Raw genomic sequence first — 10,670 nt, 5'->3', positions numbered from 1 at the left:
GGTTGGCGCCGGCCCGTGACACCGTGATGGCGGCGATCGTCGCGGCCCGGGCCAGTACCTCGCGGAGCTGGTCCGGGCTGACCCGCCGGAGCCGGTCGCGCTGAGCCGCGCCGACGAGCCCGGCGCGGGAGAGCCCGTCGATGATGCCGGCCATGAAGGAGTCGCCGGCGCCGACGGTGTCCGCGACGGTCACCCGGGGCGCCGCCACCGTGACCTCGTGGCCGGTCGCGGTCAGCGCCGTCGCGCCGTCGCCGCCACGCGTGACGACGACGACCGCGGGTCCGAGCGCGAGCCAGTCGCGCGCGACGTCGAGGACGCCGGTGTCAGGAGCGAGCCAGGCGATGTCCTCGTCGGAGACCTTGACGACGTCGGCCAGGGCGACGACGCCCTCGATGGTGCGGCGGGCCTCCGGCGCCGGGCCCATGATGGCGGGTCGGGCGTTGGGGTCGTAGCTGACTGTGGCGGTCGCGCGCAGCCGGCGGGCAAGGTCGGCGACCTTCGAGCCCCCTGGCTCGATCGTCGCGCTGATCGACCCGACGTGCACCAGCGCCGGTGCTCGCAGCGGGCTGGTAGCGGGCAGGTCGAAGTGCAGGTCGAAGGTGTAGCTCGCCGCCCCGGTGGCGTCCAGCCGGGCACGCGCGGTCGGCGTCCGCTCGGCCAGCTCGGAGCCGCTGGTGACGTCGACCGCGGCGGACACGAGGTGCTCGCGGATCCGGTGGCCGCGGGCGTCGCTGCCGAACCAGGTGGTCAGCTCCACCGGGTGGCCGAGCCGGGCAAGCCCGACCGCGACGTTCGCCGGGCTGCCGCCGACATGCTCGGCCGGCGGTGCATCCGCCCGCTCGACGATGTCGATGAGCGCCTCTCCGACGACGAGGACCGCTGACGTCGAGCCGGTGGACGACCCGGCGGTCATGCGTCGCCCTCGACCTCGGTACCGCGATCGGTGGCGGGGCCGGCGGTTGCCTCGTGGGCCTTCTCGAGGCGCTCGCGGGCGCCGTCGAGCCAGCTCTGGCAGCGGGCGGCGAGCGCCTCGCCGCGCTCCCACAGCGCCATCGACTCCTCGAGGGTGGCGCTGCCGGTCTCCAGGGTGCGGACGACCTCGACGAGCGCATCGCGGGCCTGCTCGTAGCTGAGCGTGTTGACGTCGGTGGTCATGGCGTCATTCTCGCAGAGCCGTCGCCGGCCGTGATCGCCAGCGTCCCCTCCGCCAACCGTGCCTCGAGGACGGCACCGACCTCGACCTCGCCGGGGGAGCGCACCACGTGCCCCGAGGGGGTGCGGACGACGGCGTAGCCGCGCTCCAGCGTGGCGAGCGGGGACAGCGCCCGCAGCTGGCCGCGCAGCGCCGTCAGTGATGCCTCGCCCCGGGCGAGGAGGCCACCGGCAGCCAGCCGGGCGGCACTGACCGCACGGGCGATCTCCTGCTCCCGGGTGGTGACGATGGTCATCGGGTCGGCGAGCACCGGGCGGGACCGGGTCGCGTCCAGCCCGGCCTGCTCGCTGCGCAGCCGGGCGGTCGTCGCGCTACGGATCCGCTGGCGTGCCGTGACGATGCCGCGGCGCTCCTCGGAGACGTCGGGGACGATCCGCTTAGCGGCGTCGGTAGGGGTGGAGGCCCGGTAGTCCGCGACGAGGTCGAGCAGCGGGGTGTCGGTCTCGTGGCCGATGGCCGAGACGATCGGCGTGCGCGAGGCCGCCACCGCGCGCACGAGGCGTTCGTTGGAGAACGGCAGCAGGTCCTCGACCGAGCCACCACCGCGGGCGACGACGATGACCTCGACGCGTGGGTCGGCGTCGAGCTCGGCGATCGCCTCGGTGACGGCGGCGACGGTGCCGACGCCCTGGACGGCGACCTCGCGGATCTCGAAGCGCACCCCGGGCCAGCGGGTCTGGGCATTGACGACGACGTCGTGCTCTGCCTTCGACGCGCGCCCGCAGACGAGGCCGACGACGCCGGGCAGGAACGGCAGCGGGATCTTGCGGTCGGCGGCGAACAGGCCCTCGGCGGCGAGGACGCCCTTGAGCTGCTCGATCCGGGCGAGCAGCTCGCCGATCCCGACGGCGCGGATCTCCCTGGCGTGCAGCGCGAGCGAGCCGTTCTTGGTCCAGAAGTCGGGCTTGGCGTGGACGACGGCGCGGGCGCCCTCGGTCACCTGCGTCTGCTCGAGGTCCCGGGCGAAGATCTTCACCGGCAGCGACATGTCGACGTCCGCGTCGCGCAGCGTGAGGAAGGCCATGCCGGCACCGGGGCGCCGGTTGAGCTGGACGATCTGGCCCTCGACCCACACCGGGGACATCTTGGCGATGTACTGGGCGATCTTCGTCGACAGCAGCCGCACCGGCCACGGGTGGTCGGGGCTGGTCTGCGCGGCCCGCTCAGGCAGCGAGTCGACCGGCCGAGCGGCGTCGTTCGGCTGCTCTCGTTCGGTGTTCGTCACCGCCACAGCCTCTCACCCGGGTGCGACGGGCAGTGCGGGGGGCCGCAGGCCCTCGCTCCAGGCTGTCAGGAGCTCGCTCCGGCGCCCGCGAGGCGGAGCAGCAGCTGCTCGCTCAGCTCGACGTCATGGGGCAAGCGGCTCAGCTCGGGGCCGCCGACGAGCACATCGCGCTGCCGGAGCGTGGCGGCGAGCACCGCCCAATGATCCGCCGCCATGTCCGCTCGGGTGTGGTCGTCGAACGGCTCGTCCGGCCCGACCACCACGCGAGCGGTTGTCGTGATCTCGTCGACGGACGTGTCGCGCCAGATGTCCGGCTGCCCGTGCATGCTCCAGCCGCGGTCGTCGAGGAGGAGCAGCCGGCGGCCGTCGTCGAGGACGGCCAGGTGCAACGCCGACACCGACATCACACGAGGGTTGCGAGCACCCGGAGCGGCTGCGCCGTCGAGATCAACCACGGTCACGAGCCTGGCCACAGCGGTCATAGCACCGCACGATGTCACAGGGCGACCGGGAAGTCGCGTCCCTCAGCAGGTGCCGCGCAGCAGCACCGCCAGGTAGGGGCCGGCGACGAGCAGCACGGTCCCGGCCACCGCGATCAGGTAGCTGCCGGCCACCGTCACGGCGACGACGTCGGTGGCCGCCGGCGGCGCCACGAGGCGCTGGACGCGTGAAGGCACCCGGTAGGCGCCCGCGTGGAGAGCGGTCGCCGGCGTCGCGCCGCCGGAGCCGCGCAGGGCGAGCAGCGCGCCGGCCAGGGCGCGGGTGCCGTGCGCCCGGTGAGCCGCGTCGTCGGCGGTCATCTCGGCGTAGCCGGCCACCGCACGGGGCGCGGCCGCGACCAGGGGCACCCAGGCCAGGACGCGGCTGGCGGCTCGCAGCAGGCCGAGCAGCAGGTGGTGGCGGCCGCGCAGGTGCGCCCGCTCGTGGGCGAGGACGGCGCCGAGCTGCGCCTCGTCCAACGCCCCCACCGCTCCCTGGGAGATGACGATCCCGGCCTCCCTGCCGGGCAGGCAGTAGGCGGTCGGCACCGGGGATGCCACCAGCCACACCGGGCTGCCGGCCACCAGCCGGATCTCCCCGGTCTCGTGAAGTGCGGCGACCTGCGCCGTCCTCTCCCGCTCGGCGCGGTGGAACGACAGCGCCACCGCCACGGCGACGGCGAGCAGGAGCAGCGCCGGCAGCGCCAGCAGCGCGAGCGGCGGCACCCCGGTCGGCACCGCGGCGATCCCGAACGGGTTGGCTGCTTCCAGGCAGCGCCGACAGATCGCCCCGACGTCGCCGGGCAGGCCCGGGCCGGTGACGACCCAGGCGAGCAGCGGCCCGAGCACCGAGAGCCCGAGCAGCCAGACGATCACGGCGCCGACCCAGGCGGAGATCCCGAGCCTGGGCCGCTGGGCCAGCCACGGTGCCAGCCGGTCCAGCATGCGCGGCCCGGCCAGCGCGCCGCCCAGGAGCAGCACGACCACCGCGCTCGCTGTCGTCATCGCGGCGGTCACGACGGCGGCTCGTCCTCGACCAGGCCGCGCAGCACCGCGACGTCGTCCTCGGAGATCGAGCCCACGAAGTGGAGCAGGGCGTCGCGGCGGTCACCCCCGGTGGCCAGCGCCTGGGACATGAGGGCGGCCGTGTACTCGCTGCGGCTCAGCAGCGGTCGGTAGCCCCACACGCGGCGGACCGAGACCTTGTCGACGAGGCCCTTGCGGACGAGGTTGGTCAGCACGGTCGCGATCGTCGTGTAGGCCAGCGTCTGGTCGGTGCGCTCGAGCACCTCGCGCGTGCACAGCTCGGCGGGACAGTCCCACAGGATGTCCATCACCCGGCGCTCGAGCGGCCCGAGGCTCGGCAGCTGCTCAGGCACGAGCAGCTCCGGCCGGCAGCGGGCAGGCCACCTCGCCGCGCAGCCGCACGACCAGTGCCCACGCGGTGAGCACGAGCGCGCCGACGGCGAGGAAGGGCTGCACGGGCGCGAACCAGGTCAGCGCCCCGGAGTAGCCGAGGGCCAGCAGGGCGAGCTTGTTGCATACCGGGCAGCCGACAGCGAACCAGGTGAGCACGCCGCCGGCCATGCCCATCCGGCTCGTCCGGCGCTCCGACGGGTCCAGCGGTGCGGTGTCCTCGCCGTGGCTGGCCGGGCCCTGCCGCACGTAGGTGGCCGCCAGCAGCCCGACGAGGACCGAGGTGAGGATCCAGACCGGGTAGTTCCACGCGACCACCGGGATGTCGCGGGCGAAGACCGGGTTGGGGATGAGCACGGTCGACAGCCCGATGACCAGTCCGAACCCCAGGGACACGCCTGCGGCGACGAGCCGGCGGCGCCGGCCCCAGGAGCGCAGTGCTGTCACCGGGCTGCGCGGGACGTCGAGGAGCGCAGGAGGTGGTCGGAACATGTGGTTACTATAGGTCATAGTAGACTTCTACGTCGCGTAGTAGCCGGCCTCGTCATCTGCTGGCCCCCAGGCGCGCGCCGCACCCGGCCAGCCACCCGCACCCACCGAACCTGAGGACTCATGACACAGCCCGCGAGCCGCGCCCGATCCCTCCTCGTGCCGGCGATCATCGTCGTCGTCGCGATCGCCCTCCTCGTTGTCTCGCTCGTGCTGTCGAACGACGACGACGGCGACATCGGCAGCGTCCCCGCCGATCAGGGCACGGTCGAGAGCGACGCGCCGGCGCGGGTCGTGACGCCGGAGGCGCAGCCCACGTTGGACCTGGCACGCCGCGACGCCGAGGACCCGCTCGCCGTCGGTCCGGCCGACGCGGAGGTGACGCTTATCGTCTACTCCGACTACCAGTGCCCCTTCTGCGCCAGCTGGGCCACCGACACCGGGCCGGTGATGGAGGAGTACGCCGCCGACGGCGAGCTGCGGATCGAGTTCCGCGACATCGCGATCTTCGGCAAGGAGTCCCGGGACGCGGCCCACGCGGCCTATGCCGCCGGCCTGCAGGGCCACTACCTCGACTACCAGCGGGCGCTGTTCCCGGGCGGCGACAAGCTCCCGCCGCGCGGACTTCGGGAGCCTGCGCTCATCGACATGGCCGAGCAGATCGGCCTGGACACCGAGCGCTTCGCCGCGGACCTCGCCTCTCCGGAGGTCGCGGCCGCCGTGCAGCGCAACGTCGACGAGGCTGCCGAGATCGGCGCCTTCTCGACCCCCGCCTTCCTGCTGGCGGGCCAGCCCATCCTCGGCGCCCAGCCGACCGACGTCTTCGTCCAGGCGCTCGACGCCGCGCTCGGGCAGGCAGCGGGCTGACGGTGGAGATCAGCCTCCTCGCGGCCTTCCTCGGCGGGGTCCTCGCCCTGCTCAGCCCCTGCGGTGCCCTGCTGCTGCCCGCCTTCTTCGCCGCCACCGCCGGCACTCGCGGCCGGCTCTTCGCGCACGGCGGGCTGTTCTTCCTCGGCCTGCTCGTCACGCTCGTGCCCCTCGGGCTCGGTGCCTCCTTCCTCGGCTCGCTGCTCACCACCCAGCGTGACCTCCTCATCACCGTCGCCGGGTGGCTGATCATCGGCTTCGGCGCGCTGCAGGTGGTCGGCCTGGGGTTCGACCTCTCCCGTGCGCTGCCCGGCGCGCGCAAGGTCCAGTCCTCCGCTCCGCGGCAGGGCGCGGTCGTGCGCTCGTTGCTGCTCGGCACCGTCTCCGGGGTGGCAGGCTTCTGCTCCGGGCCGATCCTCGGCGCCGTCCTGACGATGGCGGCCACCGAACCCTCTCCGGTCCTCGCCGGTGTCATGCTCGCCGTCTACGGTGCCGGGATGGTCGTCCCGCTCGTCCTGCTCGCCTCGGTCTGGACCACGCTCGGTCGCAGCGGCCGGTCCCGGCTCCGCGGCCGGGGCGTCACCCTCGGGCCGTTCCAGCTCCACACCACCTCGGTGATCACCGGCCTGCTGCTCATCGCCGTCGGCGTGCTCTTCCTGCTGACCAACGGGCTGGCCACGCTGCCCCAGCTCATCCCCGCCGGTGTTCTCACCGGCATGCAGTCGGCGCTGCTGACCGCCGGCGCGGCCGTCTCCGAACCGCTCCTCATCATCGGCCTCGCCCTCCTCGCGCTGGTGATCTGGTGGGTCTGGCAGCGACGGCGGGATGACGGGGCGCAGTCCCCGGCCACCGATGACGTCGCTGCCGTCATCGAGGACGCCGACCGGCCCGAGGCGCGGCGGTGAGGCCCCGCCTGGTCGCCGCTCTCGCGGTGCTCCTCGCGCTCGCCGCGTGCGGTACCGAGCCGGAGCCCGCCGTGCCGGTGGCGACCGAGCCGGTCCCGGTGGGGCAGATGGCGCCGGCCGCTGACGTCCCAGCTGCCGCCGTGCCGCTCGCCCTCTCCGACCTGCCGGTCCTCGACCCCGGGTGGGAGGAGGCGCCCCAGGAGCTCGACGGGCTCCTCCTCGCGATCGCCCACCCCGAGCAGTCCGGTGGCCCGATCCGGTTCATCGCCGCCCGCGAGGACGGCACCGTGCTGTGGCAGGCCGAGCGTCCGCCGTCGTGCACCGGGTTCACGCTCACCAGCGACGGAGAGCGGACCATCGCCGTCCTCACCGACGTGACCGCGGGGACCGAGACCCTCAGCGAGACCACCGCGAGCGGCTACGACCTCGCCACCGGCGAGCGGCTCTGGGGCCCGGAGCCCGTGCCCGGGCCGCACCAGGGCCCCGGCGCGGTGTTCGCGGCCCCGGCGCCCGGCGCGGCGATGGGCGAGACCGGCCCGCGCGTCGTCCTCGACCCGGCCACCGGGCAGGTGCTCGCCACCGAGGACGACGGCGTTGCTGTCGTCGGGGAGCTCGCCGGTGCGTTGCTGACCACGGCTGGCGGGGAGCTGACGGCGAGCGGGGTGCACGAGTGGTCCGTCGACCTTGCGTCGCTCGGCCTCGAGGACGAGCCTGTCGTGCTGCCAGGTGTCCTGCCCCCGGTCGGTACGGTGCTGCTGGCGGAGCGTGGCAGCAGCACGGGCGTCCTTGTCGACCTGCGGACCGGTGACCGCCTCGCCGCCGACGTCGCTGCCGCCGCCCGCGACCCGCTCTCCGGCACCCTGGTGACGGCTGCTGCGGGAACCGTTACCGGCCTCCCGGAGGGCGACGAGCCGTGGCAGCGTGAGGTGCCCGGCGCGCGCCTGCTCGCGGCCGCGAACGTCCTGGCCTACCTGCAGGTCGGCGACGGCGTGCAGGTGGTCAACGCGGTGACCGGTCAGGACGCCGTCGCCTACGACGACGACGTCGCGCAGCCGGCCGTGCCGCTGCTGGTCACCGCGGGCGGTGGCACCGTGCTCGACGCCGGTGGCCCGGTGCTGGTGCCCGCGCGGCCGTGAGTCGCGGGAGTCGCGCGTAGCGAACGCTCGGTCCGTGCCGGCCGTGCCGGCCGTGCCGGCCGTGCCGCTGCGCGGACGTCAGGCCGTCACGCGTTCAGCGGGCANGGTGCCCGCGCGGCCGTGAGTCGCGGGAGTCGCGCGTAGCGAACGCTCGGTCCGTGCCGGCCGTGCCGGCCGTGCCGGCCGTGCCGCTGCGCGGACGTCAGGCCGTCACGCGTTCAGCGGGCACGGTCCCCGCGCCGTGCACGGCGCGGACGCTCGCCTCGGGGGTGAGGTCCAGCCGGCGCAGCAGCTGGGCGTTCATCGCCACGACGACGGTCGACAGTGACATCAGCAGGGCGCCGACGGCCATCGGCATGACGAAGCCGACCGGTGCCAGCACCCCGGCTGCCAGTGGCACGGCGATGAGGTTGTAGCCGGCCGCCCACCACAGGTTCTGCTTCATCTTGCGGTAGGAGGCGCGCGAGAGCTGGATGACCGAGAGCACCGAACGCGGGTCGTCGGAGGCGAGGACGACGCCGGCGGAGGCGATCGCGACGTCGGTGCCGGCGCCGATGGCGATGCCGACATCGGCTTGGGCCAGCGCGGGGGCGTCGTTGACGCCGTCGCCGACCATGGCCACGACCCGCCCCTCGTCCTGGAGCTGCGCGACCTTCTCGCTCTTGTGCTCCGGACGGACCTGGGCGAAGACCTGGTCGATGCCCAGCTCCTCGGCCACCGCACGGGCCACCGGCTCGGCGTCTCCGGTGATCATGACGACGTGCATGCCTAGCTCGTGCAGGGCGTCGACGGCGTGGCGGGACTCCGGCCGGACCTCGTCGGCCAGGGCGAGCGCGCCGGCGATGTCGCCGTCGACGAGGACGTGCAGGGCCGTGGCACCGCGCGCGGACCACGCCTCGGTGGCCGGCAGCGGCTCCCGGCCGGACTCGGCGAGCAGGGCCGGCCCACCGACGGCCACGGTGCGACCGTCGACGGTCGCACGGACCCCGACCGCCGTAGCGGCCGAGAACTCGGTGGCCGGCGGGACATCGAGGTTCCGGTCAGCTGCGGCGTCGCGAACCGCACGCGCCAGCGGGTGCTCGCTGTCGGACTCGGCGGCGGCGGCCAGGGCGAGCAGTTCGTCCTCGCCCGTGGTCCCGGCGGTGGTGATGTCGGTGAGGGCGGGGCGGCCGGCGGTGAGGGTGCCGGTCTTGTCGAACAGGACGGCGTCGACGGTGCGCATCTGCTCCAGGGCCATGCGGTCCTTGACCAGCACCCCGCCCTTGGCGGCGCGCTCGGTGGCGATGGAGACCACCAGTGGGATCGCGAGGCCCAGGGCGTGGGGGCAGGCGATGACGAGCACGGTGATGACCCGGATCCAGGCCTGCTCGGGCGTGCCCACCACCAGCCAGGCGGCCAGCGTGACCGCGGCGGAGCCGAGCGCGAACCAGAACAGCCAGCCGGCCGCCTTGTCAGCCAGGCGCTGGGCGCGGGTGGCGGAGGACTGTGCCTGGGTGACCAGCCGCTGGATGCCCGCCAGGGCCGTGTCGTCCCCGACGGCGGAGATCCGCACCCGCAGCGCGTTGTCGGTGGCCACAGTGCCGGCGACGACGCGGTCGTCGAGCTCGCGGCGTACCGGCGCGGACTCACCGGTGATCATCGACTCGTCGACGTCGGCCGCCCCGTCGACAACCTCGCCGTCGGCCGGCACCCGGCCGCCGGGGCGCACGATGACGACGTCCCCCACCTGCAGGTCCGCGGGGGCCACCGTGGTGACCTGGTCGCCGTCGACCCGCTCGGCCTCGTCCGGCAGCAGCGCGGCCAGCGAGTCCAGCGCCGAGGACGTCTGGGCCAACGAGCGCATCTCGACCCAGTGCCCCAGCAGCATGATGACGACCAGCAGGGCCAGCTCCCACCAGAACTCCAGCTCGTGGGAGAGCAGCCCGAGCCGGGCGCCCCAGGAGGCGAGGAACGCCACCGTGATGGCCATGCCGATGAGCAGCATCATGCCCGGCTTGCGGGCCTGGAGCTCGCTGACGGCACCGGTGAGGAAGGGGCGCCCGCCCCAGACGTAGATGACCGTGCCGAGGACGGGGGAGACCCAGGTGAGCCAACCGGCGTCCGGCAGCTCGTAGCCCAGGATCCCTGCGAACATCGGGCTCGCCAGCACCGTCGGCACCGCGACGACGAGCATGATCCAGAAGAGGCGGCGGAACTGCCCGACGTGGTCCCCGTGGCCGTCATGTCCGCCGTGACCGCCGTGTCCGTCGTGTCCGTCGTGCTCGGCGTGCGCGTCATGGTCGTGCATGGCATCGGCGTCCGCCCCGCCGTGGCGATCGTGGGCGTCGGTCGGGTGGTCGGCGTGGCCGTCGTCCGGGATGCTCATGGAGCCGTGTCCTTCCGTGATGAGATACCCCCACCGGGTACCACGATGGAACGCTACCGCGGCTGGCGTTGTTCCGCACGTGCAGGCGTAGCGCACCTCGCGCCCTCCGCCCCGCCGCTTCGTTGACACTGGTACCCCCTATGGGTATACCGTGGGGGCAGGTGCCCGCCGTGGGTATCGTCGATCGGAAGGAACAGCCATGGAGCAGCGCGACTACCAGGTGACGGGCATGACCTGCGGGCACTGCGAGACGTCGGTGCGCGAAGAGGTCGGCGAGATTTCCGGCGTCGACACGATCGACGTCAGCTCGGCGACCGGCACGCTCGTGCTGACCGCGAACGCGTCGGTCGAGGACGTCGCCGTGCTGGCCGCCGTGCAGGAGGCCGGTTACCAGGCGGTGCGGGTCTGATGAAGGTTCCGGTTCGGCTCGGCCTGTACGGGGCCGGCCTGGTGCTGGTCTTCGGCGTATCGGCCGCCGTCGCCGGTGCCGTCGTCCCTGAGGAGACGGTGGAGTCCTGGACCCAGCAGGTCCAGGACATCGGCCAGGACGACACCGACCACTGATCGTCATCCGC

The 10,670-nt window shown here is 73.9% G+C and carries 13 protein-coding genes; 5 read left to right on the top strand and 8 right to left on the bottom strand.

Annotated elements, in window-relative coordinates; all coding sequences use genetic code 11:
- The 7 genes from V2J52_RS16195 to V2J52_RS16165 form a co-directional block, all read right to left on the bottom strand.
- Positions 1 to 913: carbohydrate kinase family protein (locus tag V2J52_RS16195; protein ID WP_331228772.1), on the bottom strand; the 913-nt coding region annotated here is incomplete at its 3' end.
- Entirely contained in the window at positions 910 to 1,155 is a 246-nt protein-coding gene (locus V2J52_RS16190; protein ID WP_331228771.1) for an exodeoxyribonuclease VII small subunit, read from the bottom strand. The genes V2J52_RS16190 and V2J52_RS16195, both read right to left, overlap by 4 nt.
- Positions 1,152 to 2,438, bottom strand: a complete 1,287-nt coding sequence (gene xseA, locus V2J52_RS16185) for an exodeoxyribonuclease VII large subunit (protein WP_331228770.1) — start codon at positions 2,436 to 2,438, stop codon at positions 1,152 to 1,154. Before xseA ends, V2J52_RS16190 begins: the two co-directional genes overlap by 4 nt.
- A 65-nt stretch (positions 2,439 to 2,503) precedes the next feature.
- Positions 2,504 to 2,893, bottom strand: coding sequence for a hypothetical protein (locus tag V2J52_RS16180; RefSeq protein WP_331228769.1), 390 nt, complete (start codon positions 2,891 to 2,893; stop codon positions 2,504 to 2,506).
- 69 nt (positions 2,894 to 2,962) lie between these two features.
- Positions 2,963 to 3,934 (bottom strand): M56 family metallopeptidase, encoded by a 972-nt coding sequence (locus V2J52_RS16175; RefSeq protein ID WP_331228768.1) that lies wholly within the window; start codon positions 3,932 to 3,934, stop codon positions 2,963 to 2,965.
- Complete coding sequence (locus V2J52_RS16170) at positions 3,931 to 4,296, bottom strand: BlaI/MecI/CopY family transcriptional regulator (protein WP_331228767.1); 366 nt, start codon at positions 4,294 to 4,296, stop codon at positions 3,931 to 3,933. The genes V2J52_RS16175 and V2J52_RS16170 overlap by 4 nt, the downstream gene beginning before the upstream one ends.
- On the bottom strand, positions 4,289 to 4,825 hold the full coding sequence (locus tag V2J52_RS16165) for a hypothetical protein (RefSeq protein ID WP_331228766.1): 537 nt from the start codon (positions 4,823 to 4,825) through the stop codon (positions 4,289 to 4,291). Before V2J52_RS16165 ends, V2J52_RS16170 begins: the two co-directional genes overlap by 8 nt.
- Positions 4,826 to 4,945: 120 nt before the next feature.
- Here V2J52_RS16165 and V2J52_RS16160 point away from each other — a divergent pair, with 120 nt between their 5' ends.
- From V2J52_RS16160 to V2J52_RS16150, 3 genes are read left to right on the top strand one after another with little or no spacing between them, the layout of a single operon-like run.
- On the top strand, positions 4,946 to 5,689 hold the full coding sequence (locus tag V2J52_RS16160) for a DsbA family protein (protein WP_331228765.1): 744 nt from the start codon (positions 4,946 to 4,948) through the stop codon (positions 5,687 to 5,689).
- Between the two features lie 2 nt (positions 5,690 to 5,691).
- Entirely contained in the window at positions 5,692 to 6,594 is a 903-nt protein-coding gene (locus V2J52_RS16155; RefSeq protein ID WP_331228764.1) for a cytochrome c biogenesis CcdA family protein, read from the top strand.
- A complete protein-coding gene (locus V2J52_RS16150; RefSeq protein WP_331228763.1) occupies positions 6,591 to 7,730 on the top strand; it encodes a hypothetical protein in 1,140 nt (379 codons plus the stop codon). Before V2J52_RS16155 ends, V2J52_RS16150 begins: the two co-directional genes overlap by 4 nt.
- A 202-nt stretch (positions 7,731 to 7,932) precedes the next feature.
- On the opposite strand, the gene V2J52_RS16145 is transcribed toward V2J52_RS16150, so the two are convergent.
- Complete coding sequence (locus tag V2J52_RS16145) at positions 7,933 to 10,095, bottom strand: heavy metal translocating P-type ATPase (RefSeq protein WP_434056441.1); 2,163 nt, start codon at positions 10,093 to 10,095, stop codon at positions 7,933 to 7,935.
- A 199-nt stretch (positions 10,096 to 10,294) separates the two neighbouring features.
- Here V2J52_RS16145 and V2J52_RS16140 point away from each other — a divergent pair, with 199 nt between their 5' ends.
- Both V2J52_RS16140 and V2J52_RS16135 read left to right on the top strand, forming a co-directional pair.
- On the top strand, positions 10,295 to 10,504 hold the full coding sequence (locus V2J52_RS16140; RefSeq protein WP_331228762.1) for a heavy-metal-associated domain-containing protein: 210 nt from the start codon (positions 10,295 to 10,297) through the stop codon (positions 10,502 to 10,504).
- The gene (locus tag V2J52_RS16135; RefSeq protein WP_331228761.1) at positions 10,504 to 10,659 is read left to right on the top strand and encodes a hypothetical protein; all 156 of its coding nucleotides are present in this window, start codon (positions 10,504 to 10,506) and stop codon (positions 10,657 to 10,659) included. Before V2J52_RS16140 ends, V2J52_RS16135 begins: the two co-directional genes overlap by 1 nt.
- Positions 10,660 to 10,670 lie beyond the last annotated feature (11 nt).

The sequence above is a fragment of the Georgenia sunbinii genome (assembly GCF_036421875.1).
In the GTDB taxonomy this organism is placed as follows: Bacteria; Actinomycetota; Actinomycetes; order Actinomycetales; family Actinomycetaceae; genus Georgenia_B; species Georgenia_B sunbinii.
This window is presented reverse-complemented; position numbering and strand designations above follow the sequence as displayed.

Bases quoted from the DNA above. Each gene is read 5' to 3' on its own strand.
- V2J52_RS16140 (WP_331228762.1), top strand. From the start codon at position 10,295: ATGGAGCAGCGCGACTACCAGGTGACGGGCATGACCTGCGGGCACTGC.
- V2J52_RS16160 (WP_331228765.1), top strand. From the start codon at position 4,946: ATGACACAGCCCGCGAGCCGCGCCCGATCCCTCCTCGTGCCGGCGATC.
- V2J52_RS16135 (WP_331228761.1), top strand. From the start codon at position 10,504: ATGAAGGTTCCGGTTCGGCTCGGCCTGTACGGGGCCGGCCTGGTGCTG.
- V2J52_RS16165 (WP_331228766.1), bottom strand. From the start codon at position 4,825: ATGTTCCGACCACCTCCTGCGCTCCTCGACGTCCCGCGCAGCCCGGTG.
- V2J52_RS16145 (WP_434056441.1), bottom strand. From the start codon at position 10,095: ATGAGCATCCCGGACGACGGCCACGCCGACCACCCGACCGACGCCCAC.
- V2J52_RS16190 (WP_331228771.1), bottom strand. From the start codon at position 1,155: ATGACCACCGACGTCAACACGCTCAGCTACGAGCAGGCCCGCGATGCG.